Source organism: Azospirillum sp. A23 (assembly GCF_042938965.1).
GTDB lineage: Bacteria > Pseudomonadota > Alphaproteobacteria > Azospirillales > Azospirillaceae > Azospirillum > Azospirillum melinis.
This window is the reverse complement of sequence record NZ_CP170666.1, coordinates 695,839-715,142: the sequence shown is the minus strand read 5'-3', so window position 1 is coordinate 715,142 and position 19,304 is coordinate 695,839. Positions and strand designations below refer to the sequence as shown.

Below are 19,304 nucleotides of genomic sequence, written 5' to 3'. Positions count from 1 at the left end.
TCCGGCCCCCAGCCAACGTCAAGAGTGAACGGTACAGTTCAGTGCAGTCATCGGAGCAGAAAGCGTCCCACCCCGCCCCGTCTCTCGACGCGAAGGCGGAACAGATCGTCGCCGCCGCGCGGGAGGTGTTCCTGGAACTCGGCTATGCCGCCACGTCGATGGATCAGGTCGCGCAGCAGGCTCGGGTGTCCAAGACGACGCTCTACACCCGCTTCCCATCGAAGGAAGAGCTTTACACCGCGGTGATCTCCGCCGAGTGCGAGCGGCGCGGCCTGCGCTTCGCGCCGGACATGTTCGACGGGATGCAGTTGCGCGACGTTCTGGTCCAGGTCGGCCGCCGTTTCACCGACCTGCTGTGGTCGGATGCGGCGATCCGCGTCCATCAGGCGGTGGTGGGGGAGGCGACGCGGATGCCGCTCGCCGCCCAGCTCTATTTCCAGGCGGGGCCTGAGCAGGGGATCGCCAATTTCGTCGCCCTGTTCACCCGGCTGAACGACCGCGGTGCGATCTCCACCGACGATCCGGCTTTCGTCGCCCGGCAGTTCCTGTCCGCCATGCAGGGGGGCGCTTATTGCCAGCTGGTACTCGGCCTCTGTCCGGTGCCGACGGAGGAGGAACGCCATGCCTTCGTCGACAAGGCGGTTGACCTTTTCCTGCGCGGACTCGCCGCGTGACGCAGTTTACACCAGCTTGAAATAGCGCGTCACCAGTCCGCGCAGCTCCTCCCGTACCCCATCGTCGCCAAGGGCGGTCAGCCGCTCATGCAGGCCGGCGGCGATGGCGGTGAAGCGGGCGAGCACCGCCGGGTCGAAATGCCGGCCGGCGCCCTCGGCCAGAATGTCCATGGTCGCGGCGTAGGACATCGGCTCCTTGTAGGGACGGCGGGAGGTCAGCGCGTCGAACACGTCGGCGACGGCGAAGATGCGGGCGGCAATCGGGATCGCCTCTCCCGTCAGACCGTTGGGATAGCCCGACCCGTCGAATTTCTCGTGATGGCCGCCGACCACATCGGCCGCGTCGGCCAGCCAGCCGGACGAGGCGACGATGTCCAGCCCATGGACGACATGGGTCTTCATCACCGCGAACTCCTCGGCGTCCAGCTTGCCGGGCTTCAGCAGGATGCTGTCGGGAATGGCGATCTTGCCGACATCGTGCAGGAAGGCGCCTTTCACCAGCTTGCGGATCGCCGCGTCCTCCACCCCCAGCGCCTCGGCCAGACGGATGGCGAGGACCGTCACCCGGTAATTGTGGGCGTTGGTATCGCTGTCGCGCTTGGCGATGGCGCTGCCCAGTGCGCTCAGCATGCCGATGTTGGCATCGAGCAGGCCGCGCGACAGCCGCAGGATGCCGCGGTTGTAGGAGCCGAAGATCGGCAGGAGGATGAGCGCGGTCACAAGAACCGACAGCGAGGAAACGGCGACGACGGTGGCGGTGTCGCGCAGGATCTCATGGGACCGGCGGGATGAAAGTTGGAAAACGCTTTCGAAATAACCGAGCAGCCGACCGTCGGAATCGAGCAGCGGCTCCATCGTCTGGATGAAGATCTGTCCGTCCATCGTGAAGCGGTCGTAAATGGAATCCCCATCGGTGGGGAAGCCATGCCGGGTGGCGGACATCCGCTGCTCCGCCCATTCCGCGCCGGGCGCGATGTATTCGGCCGTCTTCCGCTGTTCCGGGGTGTAAAGCTCCGCGACGATGAAGCGGCCGTCACCATGGTTCAGGCGCAGTCCGTTGCGACTGGCCATGAAATGTTGCAGCGATGCCTCCAGATCGGAGTCGGCAGCACCGGCGGCCAGCGATGTGCGGGTTTCGGTCAGAAACGCCGCTGATTCTTCCCGCGCCAGTTCGACCACCCGGTTGTCGGCAATCTCGACTTCGACCAGAAAGGCGACACCGCCGACTGCGAGCGCCAGGAACAGGGCGATGCCGGCCAGACGCAGCAGAACCGTGCCGGGGGTGGGCAGGCGCATCGCCGCCACGTCGGAATGGCGGTCGGGCACTGTTCTGAAAAGCAGGCTGAGACGCCGCCGCTCGCCCTTTGCCGTCATCGTCATGCCTGTCCGCAACTTTCCTGTCTGCAACGTCTCTGTCTGCGCGCTCATCGCCATAATCCGTTTGCAGCATATCCAGGGCGCAAGGCAGGCCGATCTGGACGATGCCGATGCCAGGCGTCACTATTGCCGGCCGCGCCGCGCACGGATCGAGACCTGGCTCCCCCTACGGGAATCCAGCCTCCGCCCCAGAATCCGGCGGGAAATGTTGAGACGGCGTTAAGTTTTGCCGGGCACTGTGCCGCAGGCCGTTTCTCGATGCTCATGGAAGGAGCCGTTTCGTGATGTCCGTCTGCCCCTGCGGTTCCGGTCTGGCCTTCGACCGCTGCTGCGGCCCGATCCTGGCGGGGGAGCCCGCCCTCAGCGCGGAAGCGCTGATGCGGTCGCGCTACACTGCCTTCGTCCGCCGCGACATCGACCATATCGAGCGGAGCTGCGTGCCGGAAACCCGCGCCACCTTCAGCCGTGCCGATGTGGAGCGGGTGGCGGATGAATGCGACTGGGGTCCGCTGACCGTCATGAAGGCGGAGGAAACCGGCGACGACGGGATGGTCGAGTTCTTCCTGACCTTCCACCGCGATGGCGAGGAGTGGCCTTTGCATGAGCGGTCGCGTTTCCGCCGCGTCGACGGCCGCTGGTTTTATGTCGACAGCGTCCTGAACCCGAAGGACCCGCCGCGCCGCGTGGTGAAGGTCGGCCGTAACGATCCATGCCCCTGCGGTTCGGGGAAGAAGCACAAGGCCTGCTGCGGGCGCTGACCGGGGCCCGCAGCGGTCGCCCCTCAGCTGATGCCGAGATAGCGGCCCGGCTTGTGGTTGATCGCCAGCGTGACGTTGACGATGGTCGCCCCCAGCACCGACAGCAGAAGCCGGTCCGGCGCCAGGACGAAGAAGGCGCCGGCCAGGATCGCGAAATCGACGCCCAGCTGGAAATAGCCGGCGCGGATGCCGTAGGTCTCCTGCAGATAGATCGCCAGGATGTTGACGCCGCCCAGACCGGTGCGGTGGCGGAACAGCATCAGGAGGCCGGTGCCGCACAGGCCGCTTCCCACCACGGTGGCATAGACCGGGTCCAGATGGGTGAAGCCCACCCACTGGTCGGTCAGGCGCGAGAACAGCGTCACCAGAGCCACGGCGATGAAGGTGCGGGCGGTGAATTTCCAGCCCAGCCGCTTCCAGGCCAGCCAGTAGAAGGGCAGGTTGATCGCGAAGAAGAGGATGCCGAACTGGACCTTGGTGACATAGCTCAGCAGCAGCGCCAGCCCGGCGGTGCTGCCGGTCAGCAGCATCGTCTTGGAATAGATCAGCATGCCCAGTGCGATGAACAGCGTGCCCATCAGCATGGCGAGCGCGTCTTCATAGAGCTGGTGACGCTCCGCCGCGGCGGGCGGAGCCTGGAGGGTCGCGGCCATCGTCGTCTGTCCCCGGTTCAAACCACAGGGCTCAACGAAGAGCGGCGAACTTCGCCACCACATCGTCCACCTCGGCCGTCTTCAGACCGGCGATGTTGATGCGGCCGGAGGTCGGCATGTAGATGGCATGGTCGGCGCGCAGGCGCAGCACCTCCGCCTCGGTCAGCGGCAGCAGCGAGAACATGCCCTCCTGCTCCGCCACTGCGGCCAGGGTGGGGAAGGTGCCGGCCAGACCGGCGGCCAGCTTGCGGCGGATGCCGGTGATGCGGGCGCGCATGACGTCCAGTTCCGCGGTCCAGTCGGCGGTCAGGGCGGCGTCGCTCAGGATGGTGCGGACGACGGCGGCGCCATGGTCGGGCGGCATCGAATAGCTGGTGCGGGCCAGCGCCATGAGGTTGGACTTGGCGAGGTCGGCGGCAGCCGGTGCCGCGGCGACGGCGAAGATGGCGCCGGTGCGCTCACGGTAGAGGCCGAAGGACTTCGACGAGGACACGGCGACCAGCGTTTCCGGCACGACCCCGATCAGGTGGCGCAGCCCCTCGGCATCCTCATCCAGACCGCGGCCGAAGCCCTGGTAGGCAATGTCGACCAGCGGCAGGACGCCGCGCGTCTCCAGCACCGTCGCCAGTTCCTTCCACTGGTCGAGCGACAGCGGCGCGCCGGTCGGGTTGTGGCAGCTGCCGTGCAGCAGGGCGACGTCGCCGGGCTGCGCCGCCTCGAACGCCGCGACCATGCGGTCGAACAGCACGGTCTGGCCGGCGGTGTCGAAGAAGGGATAGCTGACGACCTCAAGGCCGGCGGCGGCGAAGATGCCGACATGGTTGGGCCAGGTCGGCTGGCCGACCAAGACCCGCTTCGACCCGCCGCGCAGGACGAGGTCGGCCGCCAGCCGCAGCGCGCCCGACCCGCCGGGGGTCTGCACGCCGGCCGTGGCGACCTTGGTTCCGGCGGCCCCGCCGACCAGCGACCACAACCGCTCCAGATAGCCGGCGTCGCCCTCCAGCCCCAGATAGGCCTTGCTGTCCTGCCCGTCGAGCAGCAGCCGTTCTGCCGCTTTCACCGCGCGGAAGACCGGGGTGCGCCCTTCCTCGTCCCGGTAGACCCCGACGCCGAGATCGACCTTGCCCGGCCGCGGATCCTGCTTGTACAGCCCGATCAGGGCGAGCAGGGCATCGTCGGGCTGGCGGGAAAGCGCGTTGAACATGGCGGTTCGTCCGGTCCTTGGTGATGGGGAAGGCAGGGGTAGCGGCCGGCTGGTCCGGCCGGTGCGATCCTCCACTTTCGCGGCCTCCGGGACAATGATGAATTCATATCGTCTGATACGCTTAAGCATCGCAACAATTTGCAATGGCAGCGATTGCCGGGCATCCTTTGCCGGGGAAGGAGCAGGCAGATCGATGACCGATTTTCAGAAGACCCGCGCCCGGTTCCGCATTCCCGACGGCGTGATCTATCTCGACGGCAACTCGCTGGGACCACTGCCCATCGGGGTGGAGGAGCGGGTGGCCCGTACCCTCGCCCAGGAATGGGGCGGCCAGCTGATCCGCGGCTGGAACAGCGCCGGCTGGATGGTGCAGCCCGGCAAGGTCGGTGACCGCATCGCCCGGCTGATCGGCGCGCCGTCCGGCAGCGTGGTGGTTGGCGATACCCTGTCGATCAAGGTCTATCAGGCGCTGGCCGCAGCGCTGGCGATGAGGCCCGACCGTCGGGTGATCCTGTCCGACAGCGGCAACTTCCCCACCGACCTCTACATTGCGGAAGGGCTGATCGAGACGCTGGGCCGCGGCCATGTCCTGAGGGTGGTGGCGCCGGACGAGGTGGAGGCGGCAATCGGCGAGGATGTCGCCGCGTTGATGCTGACCCAGGTCGATTACCGGACCGGCCGGCTGCATGACATAGCGGCGCTGACCGCTAAGGCCCATGCGGCGGGGGTGGTGACGGTGTGGGACCTCGCCCATTCCGCCGGTGCGCTGCCGGTCGATCTGGCCGGCGCCGGAGCCGACTTCGCGGTCGGCTGCACGTACAAATATCTGAATGGCGGGCCGGGGGCTCCGGCCTTCATCTATGTCGCTCCTCAGCATGCGGCGACGGCGCGGCCGGCCCTGTCCGGCTGGATGGGGCATGAGGCGCCCTTCGCCTTCGATCCCTCCTACCGTCCCGGTGCGGGGGTGGAGCGCATGCGCGTCGGCACACCGCCGGTGATCGCGCTGGCGGCACTCGACGCAGCGCTGGATGTGTGGGACGCGGTCGAGATGACCGACATCCGCCGCACCTCCATTGCGCTGTGCGAGCTGTTCATCGGACTGGTCGAGGCGCAGTGCCCGATGCTGGAGCTCGCCTCCCCGCGTGACGGCAACCGGCGCGGCAGTCAGGTGTCGTTCCGCCATAGCCAGGGCTACGCCATCATGCAGGCGCTGATCGACCGCGGCGTGATCGGCGACTTCCGGGCGCCGGACGTGCTGCGTTTCGGCTTCACCCCGCTCTATATCGGCGAGGCGGAGGTACGCGGTGCCGTCGCCGTGCTCAAACAGGTGATGGATGGCGGGCTTTGGGACCGGCCACACTACCACAGGAAGGCGATGGTGACATGAGCGGGCAGGATACGAAGAAGCCCTACGATCCGGCGGCGGAGGGTGCCGAGATTGCCTTCGACGGGCGGATGTCCTATGGCGACTATCTCCAGCTGGACCGCATCCTCGGTGCGCAGACTCCACGCTCCACCGCCCATGACGAGATGCTGTTCATCGTCCAGCACCAGACGTCGGAGCTGTGGATGCGGCTGGCCGTCTACGAGATCCGCGCCGCCCGCGAAGCGATCCGCGAGGACCGGCTGTCGCCCGCCTTCAAGATGCTGACCCGCGTCGCCCGCATCTTCGAGCAGCTGAACTCGGCCTGGGACGTGCTGCGGACGATGACGCCCAGCGAATACACCCGGTTCCGCGACGATCTCGGCCAGTCCTCCGGCTTCCAGTCCTACCAGTACCGGGAGATCGAGTTCCTGTTGGGAAACCGCAACCCGGCGATGCTGCGCCCCCATGCCCACCGGCCGGACATCCATGCCCTGCTGGAACAGGAGCTGTCGCGACCCAGCCTGTATGACGAGGCGCTGCGCCTGCTCGCCCGCAACGGCATTCCGGTTCCGGTCGACGTGCTGGAACGCGACGTGTCGCAGACCCACCAGCCCCATGACGGCGTGACAGAGGCATGGCGGATTATCTATCAGTCGCCCGAAACCCATTGGCCGCTCTACGAGCTTGCCGAGAAGCTGGTCGATTTCGAGGATTACTTTCGGCGCTGGCGCTTCAACCATGTCACGACGGTGGAGCGGGTGATCGGCTTCAAGCGCGGCACCGGCGGGACCGGCGGCGTGTCCTATTTGCGCAACATGCTGGCGGTGGAACTCTTCCCGGAACTCTGGCGGGTGAGGACGGTGCTGTGACGGAACTGCGCAGGATCGCGGATTGGGACGACGCCTACAGCAACGGCGCCCACATCCCCGGCGGCGACGCCTACCCCGCACGCTGGGCGGAGCGAGCCGCGGCCTTCCGGACCGAACTCGGGGTCGCTGGACGGGCGGAGTTGGACCTGCCCTATGGCGAGGGAGACCGGGAGCTCTACGACCTGTTCCGGCCGGAGGGGGCCGTCAAGGGCACCGTGGTCTTCGTCCATGGCGGCTACTGGATGGCCTTCGACAAGGCGCGCTGGTCGCATCTGGCCGCCGGGCCGCTCGCCCAAGGGTGGGCGGTCGCCATGCCCAGCTACACGCTGTGTCCCGAGACACGGATCGCCGGCATTACCCGGCAGATGGCCCGGGCGGTGGAGGTCATCGCGGGGGCGGAGGCCGGGCCGTTGCGCCTGACCGGCCATTCCGCCGGTGGCCATCTGGTCAGCCGCCTCGTCTGCGCGGACGCCCCGCTGTCGGACGATGTCCGGGCGCGGGTGGAGCATGTCGTCTCCATCAGCGGGCTGCACGACCTGCGCCCGCTGCTGAACACCCGCATGAACGCCACGCTGCGCCTGGACGAGGCGGAGGCCGTGGCGGAAAGCCCGGCGCTGCTGCACCCGCAGCCCGGCATCGGCATCACCTGCTGGGTCGGAGCGGCCGAGAGGCCGGAGTTCGTCCGCCAGACGGAGCTGCTCGCCAACATCTGGCTCGGGCTGGGAGCGGCGACCGGATTGCGGCTGGCCGCGGGGCGGCATCACTTCGACGTCATCGACGATCTGGCCGATCCGGACTCCGATCTGGTCGCGGCGTTGCTTGGCTTTTAGGGCATTCCGCCGGGGCGGAGAGAAGCCGGGCTATCTCTCCAGACCCCATAGCCGGTAGCAGTCCTTGATCGCGCGGATGGACGGCAGGCGAATTTTCGGCAGGTCGGCTTGATCGAACCGGGCCGCATTGCGGCTTCGGTTCCGGGGAGTGACGACGGCGATGTGATGGATCATGTCCCATTTGACGCTGTCGCGCCCGCCATCCAGCGCGCCGAGCCGTTCCCGTTCGAACCAGGTTCGGCGGAAATACCGCAGCAGGCTGGCCGGCATGGCGATGTCCAGCATGATCAATCCGGTCGCCCGCGCGAAACGCTGCTGCATACAGACGGAGTAGTTTCCATCCATCACCCACCGGTCGCCGCCGATGGCGTCATCGTGCAGGCGGACGAACTCTTCCCGGGGGCGGGGCTCCCAATCGGTGCCGGGCCGATGGTAAAGCTGGTCGAGGTGAATGACCGTCAGGCCGCACTTGCGTCCGATGGCCGTGGCAAGGGTGGATTTGCCGCTGTTGGACGGTCCCAGGATGCAGATGCGCTGTCCCAAATCCTCAAGCTGCATGGTTTCCGCCGCGTCCGACTGATGCTGTTCCGAACCGGCGATCTTACGCATACGGATCGTCGGGTCCAGCGCGGCCGATGACGGGCGGGTTCCGATTATTGGGTGAAGAACATCGCGGCGAACACGGCGGCGGTGGCGGCGATCACCGTCACCAATCCATTGCGTCCCAACGCGCGCTGGCGGTAGAGCGCCACCGCCATGGTGATGACGGCGATGCTGGTCAGGATCAGGCCGAGCTTGGCTTCGGTCATGGCGGCTTCCCTCGGTCTTTTCAGTGCGGGCCGACCCAGCCCAGGGCGCCGGCGGCGGTGATCAGCAGGATGGCCCCGCACAGCAGGACCAGCCATCCGGTCATCAGGAACCGCCAGCCCGGGCCGGCATGGTCCAACTCCAGATAATGCAGCAGGATTTCCCGTCCCTTCGTCACCGCCAGCGCCAGCAGCAGCGCCGCCCCGGCGATGCCGACGCTGCCACCCGCATCGCCGTGGCGGGCGAACAGCAGAGTGACGGCGGTCAGCCCCATCAGGATCAGCCAGGACAGCGTCAGCCGGTCGATCTTCTTGAGAAATGTCATGGCCTGTCCTCTCAGCGGATCAGATAGACGAGCGGATAGAGGATCACCCAGACCAGATCGACCATGTGCCAGAAGGCCGCTCCCGTCTCCAGATTCTCCACCAGCGTGTCGGGGCCGGAGCGGCCGACCAGCAGCAGGATGACGATCCCCAGCACCACATGCAGGGCGTGGAATCCGGTCAGCAGGAAATAGAGGGTGAAGAAGCTGTCGGTGTCGATGGTCAGCCCGGCGCCCAGCGTCGCCGAATACTCCACCGCCTTCACCGCCAGGAACACCGACCCGATGGCCGCCGCCAGCAGCATCGCCCGGCGGGCCTGCGGCACGGCACCGCGCCGCCCGGCGGCAACCCCCTTGGCGGCCAGATAGCCGCTGGTCACCAGAACCATGGTGTTCAGCGCGCCGGCCGTTCCGTTCAAATGGGCCTGACCGGCGGCAAAGGTCGCCGGATCCAGCACGCGGGCGACGGCGAAGCCCAGGAAGGCGACACCGAACACAGCCAGTTCGCTGAAGATCAGGATCCACATCATCAGGTTGCCGGGCAGGGCGGCAAGGCCGCTTCCCCGCTCCGCCGGAACCGGGGTTTCCGCACCGCCGATCTCCAGGCCCGTCATCTCAACGTCGGCCATTTCCACTATCCAAAGCTTGTCATCATGTACGCGAATGATAAGGCGGCGATCCGCGGACCGGCTTGACCGCGGTCAAGGAATGCCCTTCCGCCACGGTCAATTATTCACCCGACCCGTGGCGGTAGGACGCTGCGACGCCCGGCTTCCCGCCTCCGGCTTCGCGCACCCGACGCCCTTCCAAACCGACCCCCTCTCGACCGACAGATCGAGATTTCCAGGGATCCCGAGCGATGACCGAACGCTTCACCAAGGCGGCCGCGCGAAACATCTTCTATGGCGGATCGCTGTTCTTCTTCGCGACCTTCGTTGCGTTGACCGCGCTCAGCCACAACTACATCGTCAATACCAGCACCGATAAGAAGACGCTGTCCGAAGCGGTCGTGCGCGGCAAGCATGTGTGGGAGAAGAACGCCTGCATCAACTGCCACACGCTGCTGGGCGAGGGCGCCTATTTCGCCCCCGAACTGGGCAATGTCTGGCTGCGCTACGGCGGCGACAAGGACCCCGAGGGCGCCGTGATGGCGCTGAAGGGCTGGATGGCGGCACAGCCGTCCGGAATCGAAGGCCGGCGCCAGATGCCGCAGTTCCACCTGACCGAAGGCGAGGTCGAGGATCTCGCCGCGTTCCTGGAATGGACCAGCCGGATCAACACCCAGAACTGGCCGCCCAAGCTGTCGGGCTGAGGAGATTTCCGTCATGAAGTACGAATCGCAAAAAGTCGCCCTCTATTACTTCGCGGCCGCCATGGGGCTGTTCGGTGTGCAGATCCTGGTGGGTCTCCTGGCCGGTACCGTCTATGTCCTGCCCAACACGTTGTCGGAGCTTCTGCCCTTCAACATCATCCGGATGATCCACACCAACTCGCTGATCGTCTGGCTGCTGATCGGCTTCTTCGGCGCCGCCTACTATCTCGTACCCGAGGAGGCGGAGACCGAGCTGCACAGTCCGAAGCTGGCGCTGATCCAGCTCGGCCTGTTCGTCTTCGGCGCGCTGGCGGCGGTCGTCGGCTATGTCTTCCGCATCCATGAAGGACGGGAGTTCCTGGAACAGCCGCTGTGGATCAAGGCCGCCATCGTCGTCGTCGCGCTGATGTTCCTCTATAACATCACGATGACGGTTCTGAAGGGCCGCCGCACGGTCATCACCAACATCCTGCTGGTGGGGATGTGGGGCATCGCGGTCTTCTTCCTGTTCTCCTTCTACAACCCGGCCAACCTGTCGCTGGACAAGATGTACTGGTGGTACGTCGTCCATCTGTGGGTCGAGGGCGTGTGGGAACTGGTCCTGGCCTCCATCCTCTCCTTCCTGATGATCAAGATGACCGGCGTCGACCGTGAAGTCGTCGAGAAGTGGCTGTACGCCATGGTCGGTCTCGCCCTGTTCAGCGGCATCCTCGGCACCGGCCACCATTATTACTGGATCGGCACGCCCGGCTACTGGCAGTGGATCGGCTCGCTGTTCTCCACGCTGGAAGTCGCCCCCTTCTTCACCATGGTCGTCTTCGCCTTCATGATGGTGTGGAAAAGCGGCCGCCGTCACCCGAACAAGGCGGCGATGCTGTGGTCGCTGGGCTGCGCGGTCTTCGCCTTCTTCGGCGCCGGGCTGTGGGGCTTCCTGCACACGCTGGCCCCGATCAACTACTACACCCACGGCACCCAGGTCACCGCGGCGCACGGGCACCTCGCCTTCTACGGCGCCTATGCGATGATCAACCTCGCCATCATCACCTACGCCATGCCCTACCTGCGCGGCAAGCAGCCCTACAACCAGATCCTCAACATGTGGAGCTTCTGGCTGATGAGCGGCGGCATGGCCTTCATGACCTTCGCCCTGACCGTGGCCGGCGTCGTTCAGACCCATCTGCAACGGGTCCTGGGCATGAGCTACATGGAGGTCCAGGAGCAGATCGCGCTGTTCTACTGGATGCGGCTGGGTGCCGGTTTCGCCGTGGCGGTGGGCGTCGCGCTCTACCTCTACGCCGTCTTCGGCCCGGCCCGCGAGGAGCGGCCCGCCTCGATCCCGTCCAGCTACCAGCCGGCCGAGTGACGTTCCCTCCGGCCCCTGCGACCCACCGGATGCCCGGTCGGCGCAGGGGCCGTCTCTTTTACGGAGTTTCCTCGCGATGCCCGACTGCGCCGTCCCCATCCTGCCGTCCCTGCCGTTCTACCAACCGACCGCCGACGAGTGCGCGCTGTTCGAGCATGCCTACACTCATCGCTTGCCGCTTCTGCTGAAGGGGCCGACCGGCTGCGGCAAGACCCGCTTCGTCGCCCATATGGCAGCCAAGCTTGGCCGGCCGCTCTACACCGTGTCCTGCCATGACGATTTGACCGCCGCCGACCTGACCGGCCGCTATCTGCTGAAGGGCGGGGACACCGTCTGGGCGGACGGGCCGCTGACCCGCGCCGTGCGCGAGGGCGCCATCTGCTATCTCGACGAGGTGGTGGAGGCACGCAAGGACGTCACCGTCGTGCTGCACCCGCTGACCGACGACCGCCGCATCCTGCCGCTGGACCGCACCGGCGAAACGCTGGAAGCGCCGCCGGGCTTCATGCTGGTGGTGTCCTACAACCCCGGTTACCAGAACGTGCTGAAGGCGCTGAAACCCAGCACCCGCCAGCGCTTCCTGGCCGTCGAATTCGACTTCCCGCCGCCGGAGCGCGAGATTCCCATCGTCGCGACCGAAAGCGGCCTGCCCGAAAACCGCGTCGCCCCGCTGGTCCGCCTAGCCAACGCCCTGCGTGCCCTGAAGGGCCAGGATTTGGAGGAGGGCGTTTCGACCCGCCTGCTGATCTACTGCGCCACGCTGATCCGCTCCGGCATGAAGCCCGAGCGCGCCATCCGTGCCGCCCTGATCGAGCCGCTGACCGACGACCCGGACATCCGCGCCGCCCTGCTGCGCGTCGCCGAGGTCACGCTGGGCTGATCGGAAAGGGCGGAGGGCAATCGCCATGCTGGAGTTCTTCGAGCCGGAAGAGACCGTCGGCCGTCTGTGGCACCGCCTGATCGGCGGGCGGTCGAGCTATCCGCACCATCCCGACGCAGCCGTCACGCTGGAGACGATGCGTCCGCGGCTGGCGGTGTTTTTCCGGGCGCTGGGCGGCGACCGTGGCGTGCGGCTTGCCGCCGGAAGCGCGTCGGTGTCGGGGCACCGGCTGTCGCTGCTCGGCCGCATCGGGCTGGGGGAAGAGCGGGTGGAGCGGGCGGCACTGGACGGCAATGTGCTCCAGTTGCCCACTGCCATCGACCTGTTCCCCGACCCCGCCCTGAACGAGCGGCTGTATGAATGGCTGGCCGCCTTCTTCGCCCATGCCGAGGCCGAGCCGGCTCCCGCCGACCCGTTGCAGGCCGATGTGCAGGCGCTCCGCAGCGCCGCCACTACCACCGCGCGGGTTCTGACGCGCTGGCCCGGCCTGTCCCGCATGCATGCGGAGTTGGCCCGCGCCGTCGCCGCCATCCGCCCCGCCCGCCGCCCGCCGCCGGTCGAGGCCGATGTCGAGCGCGCCGTCCTGGCGCTGCTCGGCGCCGGTGCCGTCACCAGCGACGGCGCACGCATGCTGGCGCCCAGCGTTCCGCTGTCGGATTTCACCGCCCCTTACGGCTATGCCCGCATGCTGCCGGTGCCGCTGTGGGGGCTGGTGTCGCCAAGCATCGGCCGTGACGCTTCCGCTGCCGTCGAAAGCCCCGGCGAAGGCGGACAGGCGGCCGAGGGCGACCAGCGCCGCCGGACCGCGACCCGCCGGCAGACCGACCAGATCCAGCGCAACGACCCGCTGATCCTCAACCGCTTCGAAAAGATGCTGAGCCTCGCCGAGGCGCTGAACATCCCGCGTGCGGTCGATGACGACGATGCGGAGAATGCCCGCAAGGCCGCCGATGATCTGGACGAGATCGCCGTCGGCGCCCACCAGCGCAAGGCATCGACCACGCTGAAGCTCGACCTCGACCTCGGAGCGCCGGTGGTCGACGACACACCGCTGGCGGCGACCCTGACCTATCCGGAATGGGATCATGGCCGGCAGGCCCATCTGCCCAACCACTGCCGGGTGATCGCCGAAACCGCACCGGCCGACGGCGACTCCTGGCAGCCCGATGCCGCCGCCCTTCGCCGCATCCGTCAGGTGCGCCGCCAGTTCGAGGCGCTGCGCCCGCGCCGCATGCTGTTCACCGGCCAAGCCGATGGCGACGAGCTGGATCTGGCCGCCCTGGTGCGCAGCCGGGCCGATCTCCGGGCCGGCGGTTGCGGCAGCGACCGCGTGCACCAGCAGGTGCGCAGCGCCGCCCGCGATCTGGCGGTGGCGGTGCTGGTCGACGGCTCGCTGTCCACCGACGGCTGGATCGAGGGACGGCGGGTCCTGGATGTCGAGAAGGAGGCGCTGCTGGCGCTGAGCCATGGGTTGACCGCCTGCGGCGACGACCACGCGCTCTATTCCTTCACGTCGCGGCGGCGCAACTGGGTGCGGGTCCAGACGCTGAAAGGCTTCGAGGAACCGCTGGGCCCCACCGTCACCCGCCGGATCGGTGCGCTGAAGCCCGGCTATTACACGCGCATGGGGGCGGCGATCCGTCACGTGACCTCCCAGCTTGCCGACCGGCCGAACCGGCACCGGCTGCTGGTTCTGCTGACCGACGGTAAGCCGAACGACGTCGATCATTACGAGGGTCGTTACGGCATCGAGGACACGCGGCAGGCGATCCGCGAGGCACGGCGCGACGGGCTGGCGGTCTTCGCCATCACCGTCGATGCGCAGGCCCGCGACTATATCCCGTATCTGTTCGGACGCGGCGCCTATGCCATATTCCCGCAGGTTTCCCATCTGACCAAGGCGTTGCCGGCGCTCTACCGGCAGGTCGCCTGCGCCGCCTGACCGAAAAGGACCTTCAGACATGACCGCACCGGTGAAGATCGGCCCCGTGAAGATCGGTATCGTCACCATCTCCGACCGCGCCAGCCGCGGCGTCTACGAGGACAAGGGCGGCCCGGCGATCAATGAGGAGCTGTCGCGCATCATCTCTTCCCCCTGGGTGGCGGAGGCGCGGGTGATCCCGGACGAGTTGGACCTGATCGCCTCCACCCTGGTCGAGCTGTGCGACGTCGCCGGCTGCGGTCTGGTGGTGACCACCGGCGGAACCGGCCCGGCCCCGCGCGACGTGACGCCGGAGGCGACGGAGCGTGTCTGCGACAAGATTATGCCGGGCTTCGGCGAACTGATGCGGTCGGTCAGCCTGCGGGTGGTGCCAACCGCGATCCTGTCGCGCCAGACCGCCGGTATTCGCGGGAGCAGCCTGATCGTCAATCTGCCGGGCAAGCCGTCCGCCATCCATGATTGCCTGGACGCGGTGTTTCCCGCGATCCCCTATTGCCTGGATTTGATCGGTGCCGGCCGGATCGAGACCGATCCCGAGATTTGCGTTTCCTTCCGTCCTAAATCGTGACACCAAAAGTCATTATACTTAGTGTGGAAATAAAAAGGAGCATGCGACAAAATAGCGTTCAGAAGTTCCACTTGACGGCGGTCAAGCATCGATCTCGGGGGCAGGAGGAATATTCCCTCACAAGAAACATTCAACCGAGATGACGCCATGAAGACCAAGCTCTCTCTCGTCACCGTCAGTGCCGCCGCCCTGATGATCCTGTCCGGTATCGGCGCCGCCTCGGCCGCCGACACGCTCTATGCCGACCCGAAGGTCAAGCAGCCGACAGTCAGCGTCGTCCAGGACCCCGCTTCCGTGCCGGCTCCTGAAAAGGCCGGCAAGCGGGCGCCGAAGACCCACAAGGTCTCTCTGATGACGACCGAGGTCGAATCCAAGCTGGACGATGGTACCACCTACACCTACTGGACCTTCAACAACACGGTGCCGGGTCCGATGGTGCGGGTGCGGGTCGGCGATACGGTGGATGTTTCGATCTCCAACGCGCCGGAATCGACGATGAACCATTCCGTCGACTTCCACGCCGCGACCGGCTTCCTCGGCGGCGGCCAGATCACCCAGGTGGAGCCCGGCCAGACCAAGGCCTTCAGCTTCAAGGCCCTGACCCCCGGCGTCTATGTCTATCATTGCGCCACGCCGATGGTCGCCCACCACATCTCCAAGGGCATGTACGGCCTGATCGTGGTGGAACCGGAGGCTGGCCTGCCGCCGGTCGATCACGAATTCTACGTGATGCAGCAGGAAATCTACGCCACCAAGGCCAAGAACCTGGCGAATGCCGAGGACGACTATGACGGCCTCGTCAACGAGCGTCCGAGCTATCTGGTGTTCAACGGCACCGTCGGCGCCCTGACCAAGGACAAGCCGCTGAAGGCCAAGGTCGGCGAGACGGTTCGCCTGTTCTTCGGCGTCGGCGGTCCGAACCTGACCTCCTCCTTCCACGTCATCGGCGAGATCTTCGACAAGGTCTACAATCTGGGCGGACTGGAAAGCGAACCGGCCAAGGGCATCCAGACCGTCACCGTCGCACCCGGCGGCGCCACCATGGTGGAATTCAAGGTCGACTACCCCGGCAAATATGCCCTGGTCGACCACGCACTGAGCCGCGCCACCAAAGGCCTGATCGGCATTCTGGAAGTCGAGGGCAAGCCCGACGACAGCATCATCCTCGACAAGAGCGGCGACAGCCGCAAGAAAATGGGAGAGATGCAGCACTGAGACTGCGGATGAAGTAAAAAGAAAGCCCCTCTCCCGCAAGGGGAGAGGGGCTTACTGAAAATCACTCAAAAAACACAAAAACAAAGAAGGGCCGCCGTTTCCGGCAGCCCTTCCATTGTCAATCCGTGTGTCGTCGACACCACGGCGCAGTCCTCAGCGGACCGAAATCCCTTCCGCGAAGAAAGAGACCTCGGCCTTGGCGCTCGACGACGAGTGAGACGGACAATGAGACACGAGATCACCTCCTTTCAGTTGTTGACGTACGACACCCTATATAAGCGGCTCGCCGAGGGTCGCAAGTCCTGACCCTGACCGCTCCGCTGTGACATTTACCGGTGGCTTGCGCGGCGCATCATGAAGCCCAGCCCGCCCGCCAGGATCAGGCCGGCGGCCATCGCCAGGCCTCTTGCGGCGCCGCTGGGTGCCGTCAGGCGCAGGCTGTTGTGCGGCAGTCCGAAGCGCCCGCGGGTGCGGTGCAGACCGTCGACGGGGTGGTAGAGGTTGTCGGGCCGGCCGGGGATTTCCCGCTCCTCCGTCATCTGGCCCTCCACCGCAGTGTCGGCGAGGTAGCGGTCGGCAAAGCCCGGCGCCAGGAAATTGCCGAGGATCGCCTGCATCGCCGATCCGCCCAGCCAATATTCGCGACGGGGATTCTCGGCGGCGTGCAGGATCGCGCGGGCGATGTCCTCCGGCTGGAAGATGGTCCCCATCGGCCGTGCCCGGCGCGGCATGTGGCTGCGCGCCCAGTCGAATTGCGGGGTATTGACCGCCGGCAGATGCACGGTGGTCAGCCCGATCCGGCTGTGATCATGGATCAATTCGGAGTGCAGGCTGTCGATGAAGCCGGTGATCGCATGTTTCGCCGCGCAATAGGCGGATTGCAGCGGAATCGACCGGTAGGCCAATGCCGAGCCCACCTGCAGGATCGTGCCGCTGTCCCGCAGCCGCATCCGCCGCAGGGCCGTCTGGATGCCGTAGGCGGAGCCGAGATAGGTCACCTCGGTCACCCGCTTCAGCTCTTCCGGTGTCACGGCGTGGACAGGGCCGAAGACTGTGACCATCGCCACATTGATCCAGACGTCGATGGGACCGAAGGCGTTCTCCACTTGGTCGGCCGCAGCCTCCAGCGCGTCGGGGTCGGCGACGTCCAGCGGCAGGACCAGCGCCCGGCCGCCCAGCCGTTCGACCTCGGCCTTCACCTCCTCCAGCGCATCGGACGATCTGGCGATCAGGCCGATGGAGGCTTTGCGATAGGCGGCGAAGGCCAACGCCGTTGCGCGGCCGACCCCGGCCGAAGCGCCGGTGATGCAGATGACGGGGGACTTCTGAACGCCGTTGGTCGGCTGCATGGCGAGGGTCCTGTCTCAGGGGGCGGGCCGGAATCTGGGCGTCACTCTGGGCGTCAGGCTGCCGGCGGGGTGCGTCGGTTGCTCCAATTTGTCAAACCCCCGGCACCGCTTGCGGTTCCGTCGCGTCCTCTCAGGGCCCGTTCTTCCACCCGGATGCGATGGAAGGTCAGCGGAATGTTCAGCAGGCTTGCCGCGACCGCGATCCACAGCTCGCCGAAGACCAGCGGCAGCACCGCAAGCTCCCCTGCCACCACGAGGTAATTGGGATGCCGGACCCAGCGGAAGGGACCGCGGCGGACCAGCGGTGCGCTGTCCAGCGTGATGATCCGCGTCGTCCAGAAGCGGCCGAGCGTCGCGATCACCCAAACCCGCCCGGCCTGGAGCAGCAGGAAAAGCGCAAGCAGCCAGCCATTCACCGGCGCGTCGGCCGGGACTGCCAGAAACAGCGCCAGCAGCCATCCGGCATGCAGCGCGACGAACAGAGGATAATGCCCGGCTCCGACCTCCCGCGCACCGTCGGCCAGCAGGCGGGAGGTGTTGCGGCGGGCGACCGCCAGCTCCAGCAGACGCTGCGCCGCGACCGCGGCCAGGATGATCTGCGGCCAGCCGAATGCTTCCATTGTCACCCTTTCAATCCTCAGAGGTCCAGCAGGGTGAGACCGGCGGTGAAGCCGGGACCGAGCGCCAGCATCAGATGCGGTCCGGCTGCTCCGCTCCGCAACCGCCGTTCCAGAACGAACATCACGCTGGCCGCCGACATGTTGCCGCAGTCGCCCAGCACCGCCCAGGACTCGTCCATGCCCGCGGTGGCGGGCGCCAGCACCTCGGTCAATGCCTGCAGCACCTTGGCGCCTCCGGGGTGGCAGATCACGCCGCCCAGATCGGCACGGGTGAGGCCGCGTCCGGTCAGGAAGCCGTCCACCACCGGGGCCAGCCGTTCGCGGATCAGACGGGGAATATCCTGGCTGAAGACGACGCCGAAGCCCTCATCCTCGATCCGCCACCCCATGATCCGCCGGGTGCCGGGCCAGGTGTGCTCGGCACTGTCGACGAAACGCGGTCCGGATGTGTCGTCGCCTGCCACGGGGCTCCGGAGCAGGGCGGCGGCGGCACCGTCGGCGAACAGCGCGCTCGCCACCACATTGGTGGCGGACGCCTCTTCCGGCCGATGGGACAGGGTGCACAGCTCGACCACCAGGAACAGCACGGTACGGCCCGGCATCGCCCGCGCCATCATGCCTGCCCGCGCCAGTCCCAGCGCCCCGCCGGCGCAGCCCAGCCCGAACACCGGCAACCGCAAGGTGTCGGGCCGGAATCCCATGCGGTCGAGCAGCAGCGCCTCCAGGCTCGGTGTGGCGATGCCGGTGGTGGTGGCGCAGACGATGGCATCGACATCGCCAGGGCGCAGCCCCGCCGCGCTCAGCGCTTTGCCGGCCGCCTCTTCGAGCAACTCCAGCGCCACCCGCTCGAAAACGGCGGCGCGCTCTGCCCAGCCATGGGGCTCAAGATACCAGGACAGCGGACAGGCGGCGTGGCGGCTGCGGATGCCGGTGTTGGCGAAGACGGGGGCCAGCCGCTCGAAGTCGCGCAGGCGGTGGGCGAACACCGTCCGCGCGACGGCCAGAGTCTCTTCCTGTTCGAAGCGGTGGGGTGGCAACGCGGTGGCGACCGCCAACAGCTGCGGATCGGGTGACATCCTGCCTCCTGCATGCTGCCGTCGGTTGAGCGTTCTGGGTCGGGGCGGCAATCCCGCTTCCTCAGCCAACAGGTAGAGCGTGGCCCGATTGCGCCAAGCGGCAGCCTTTCAAAAGGCTA

General features: G+C 66.9%; 21 protein-coding genes. 11 read left to right on the top strand and 10 right to left on the bottom strand.

Going from position 1 to position 19,304, the window contains the following annotated elements; all coding sequences use genetic code 11:
- Positions 1 to 41: 41 nt before the first annotated feature.
- Entirely contained in the window at positions 42 to 674 is a 633-nt protein-coding gene (locus ABNQ40_RS12210; protein WP_109049022.1) for a TetR/AcrR family transcriptional regulator, read from the top strand.
- A 6-nt stretch (positions 675 to 680) separates the two neighbouring features.
- Here the strand turns inward: ABNQ40_RS12210 and ABNQ40_RS12205 are convergent, their stop codons facing one another.
- Positions 681 to 2,054, bottom strand: a complete 1,374-nt coding sequence (locus tag ABNQ40_RS12205) for an HD-GYP domain-containing protein (RefSeq protein ID WP_247879690.1) — start codon at positions 2,052 to 2,054, stop codon at positions 681 to 683.
- Positions 2,055 to 2,335: 281 nt separating this feature from the next.
- Here ABNQ40_RS12205 and ABNQ40_RS12200 point away from each other — a divergent pair, with 281 nt between their 5' ends.
- Positions 2,336 to 2,809, top strand: a complete 474-nt coding sequence (locus ABNQ40_RS12200) for a YchJ family protein (protein WP_109049023.1) — start codon at positions 2,336 to 2,338, stop codon at positions 2,807 to 2,809.
- Positions 2,810 to 2,832: 23 nt separating this feature from the next.
- Here ABNQ40_RS12200 and ABNQ40_RS12195 read toward each other — a convergent pair whose 3' ends face one another.
- On the bottom strand, positions 2,833 to 3,462 hold the full coding sequence (locus ABNQ40_RS12195) for a YitT family protein (protein ID WP_109049024.1): 630 nt from the start codon (positions 3,460 to 3,462) through the stop codon (positions 2,833 to 2,835).
- 31 nt (positions 3,463 to 3,493) lie between these two features.
- The gene (locus ABNQ40_RS12190; RefSeq protein ID WP_109049025.1) at positions 3,494 to 4,666 is read right to left on the bottom strand and encodes an amino acid aminotransferase; all 1,173 of its coding nucleotides are present in this window, start codon (positions 4,664 to 4,666) and stop codon (positions 3,494 to 3,496) included.
- Between the two features lie 193 nt (positions 4,667 to 4,859).
- On the opposite strand from ABNQ40_RS12190, the gene kynU reads away from it, so the two are divergent.
- From kynU to ABNQ40_RS12175, 3 genes are read left to right on the top strand one after another with little or no spacing between them, the layout of a single operon-like run.
- Positions 4,860 to 6,053 carry a kynureninase gene (kynU, locus tag ABNQ40_RS12185; protein WP_109049026.1) on the top strand — a complete coding sequence of 398 codons (1,194 nt, stop codon included), beginning with the start codon at positions 4,860 to 4,862 and terminating at the stop codon, positions 6,051 to 6,053.
- Positions 6,050 to 6,901, top strand: a complete 852-nt coding sequence (gene kynA, locus ABNQ40_RS12180) for a tryptophan 2,3-dioxygenase (protein ID WP_109049027.1) — start codon at positions 6,050 to 6,052, stop codon at positions 6,899 to 6,901. Before kynU ends, kynA begins: the two co-directional genes overlap by 4 nt.
- Complete coding sequence (locus ABNQ40_RS12175; RefSeq protein ID WP_109049028.1) at positions 6,898 to 7,731, top strand: alpha/beta hydrolase; 834 nt, start codon at positions 6,898 to 6,900, stop codon at positions 7,729 to 7,731. Before kynA ends, ABNQ40_RS12175 begins: the two co-directional genes overlap by 4 nt.
- Positions 7,732 to 7,761: 30 nt before the next feature.
- Here the strand turns inward: ABNQ40_RS12175 and ABNQ40_RS12170 are convergent, their stop codons facing one another.
- From ABNQ40_RS12170 to ABNQ40_RS12155, 4 genes are all read right to left on the bottom strand, one after another.
- Complete coding sequence (locus tag ABNQ40_RS12170; RefSeq protein WP_109490844.1) at positions 7,762 to 8,289, bottom strand: AAA family ATPase; 528 nt, start codon at positions 8,287 to 8,289, stop codon at positions 7,762 to 7,764.
- 95 nt (positions 8,290 to 8,384) lie between these two features.
- Positions 8,385 to 8,540 carry a hypothetical protein gene (locus ABNQ40_RS12165; RefSeq protein ID WP_199235282.1) on the bottom strand — a complete coding sequence of 52 codons (156 nt, stop codon included), beginning with the start codon at positions 8,538 to 8,540 and terminating at the stop codon, positions 8,385 to 8,387.
- A 20-nt stretch (positions 8,541 to 8,560) separates the two neighbouring features.
- Positions 8,561 to 8,863 (bottom strand): cytochrome C oxidase subunit IV family protein, encoded by a 303-nt coding sequence (locus ABNQ40_RS12160; RefSeq protein ID WP_244592693.1) that lies wholly within the window; start codon positions 8,861 to 8,863, stop codon positions 8,561 to 8,563.
- 11 nt (positions 8,864 to 8,874) lie between these two features.
- The gene (locus ABNQ40_RS12155) at positions 8,875 to 9,489 is read right to left on the bottom strand and encodes a cytochrome c oxidase subunit 3 (protein ID WP_109049029.1); all 615 of its coding nucleotides are present in this window, start codon (positions 9,487 to 9,489) and stop codon (positions 8,875 to 8,877) included.
- A gap of 230 nt (positions 9,490 to 9,719) precedes the next feature.
- Between ABNQ40_RS12155 and ABNQ40_RS12150 the strand changes: the two genes are divergently transcribed.
- The 6 genes from ABNQ40_RS12150 to nirK all read left to right on the top strand — a co-directional run bounded on the left by ABNQ40_RS12150 (position 9,720) and on the right by nirK (position 16,140).
- Positions 9,720 to 10,172, top strand: coding sequence for a cytochrome c (locus ABNQ40_RS12150; RefSeq protein ID WP_098738670.1), 453 nt, complete (start codon positions 9,720 to 9,722; stop codon positions 10,170 to 10,172).
- 13 nt (positions 10,173 to 10,185) lie between these two features.
- Positions 10,186 to 11,535 carry a cbb3-type cytochrome c oxidase subunit I gene (locus tag ABNQ40_RS12145; protein WP_109049030.1) on the top strand — a complete coding sequence of 450 codons (1,350 nt, stop codon included), beginning with the start codon at positions 10,186 to 10,188 and terminating at the stop codon, positions 11,533 to 11,535.
- Positions 11,536 to 11,611: 76 nt separating this feature from the next.
- On the top strand, positions 11,612 to 12,415 hold the full coding sequence (locus tag ABNQ40_RS12140; RefSeq protein WP_109049031.1) for an AAA family ATPase: 804 nt from the start codon (positions 11,612 to 11,614) through the stop codon (positions 12,413 to 12,415).
- 25 nt (positions 12,416 to 12,440) lie between these two features.
- The gene (locus tag ABNQ40_RS12135) at positions 12,441 to 14,357 is read left to right on the top strand and encodes a nitric oxide reductase activation protein NorD (protein ID WP_109049032.1); all 1,917 of its coding nucleotides are present in this window, start codon (positions 12,441 to 12,443) and stop codon (positions 14,355 to 14,357) included.
- 19 nt (positions 14,358 to 14,376) lie between these two features.
- Positions 14,377 to 14,925 carry a molybdopterin adenylyltransferase gene (mog, locus tag ABNQ40_RS12130; RefSeq protein ID WP_109049033.1) on the top strand — a complete coding sequence of 183 codons (549 nt, stop codon included), beginning with the start codon at positions 14,377 to 14,379 and terminating at the stop codon, positions 14,923 to 14,925.
- A 147-nt stretch (positions 14,926 to 15,072) separates the two neighbouring features.
- Complete coding sequence (gene nirK, locus ABNQ40_RS12125) at positions 15,073 to 16,140, top strand: copper-containing nitrite reductase (RefSeq protein WP_109049034.1); 1,068 nt, start codon at positions 15,073 to 15,075, stop codon at positions 16,138 to 16,140.
- Between the two features lie 329 nt (positions 16,141 to 16,469).
- Here nirK and ABNQ40_RS12120 read toward each other — a convergent pair whose 3' ends face one another.
- The 3 genes from ABNQ40_RS12120 to ABNQ40_RS12110 are packed head-to-tail and all read right to left on the bottom strand — an operon-like array spanning position 16,470 to position 19,185.
- Complete coding sequence (locus ABNQ40_RS12120) at positions 16,470 to 17,489, bottom strand: SDR family oxidoreductase (protein ID WP_109049035.1); 1,020 nt, start codon at positions 17,487 to 17,489, stop codon at positions 16,470 to 16,472.
- Between the two features lie 53 nt (positions 17,490 to 17,542).
- Complete coding sequence (locus ABNQ40_RS12115; RefSeq protein WP_109049036.1) at positions 17,543 to 18,109, bottom strand: isoprenylcysteine carboxyl methyltransferase family protein; 567 nt, start codon at positions 18,107 to 18,109, stop codon at positions 17,543 to 17,545.
- Between the two features lie 17 nt (positions 18,110 to 18,126).
- On the bottom strand, positions 18,127 to 19,185 hold the full coding sequence (locus ABNQ40_RS12110) for a type III polyketide synthase (protein ID WP_109049037.1): 1,059 nt from the start codon (positions 19,183 to 19,185) through the stop codon (positions 18,127 to 18,129).
- Between the last annotated feature and the right edge of the window lie 119 nt (positions 19,186 to 19,304).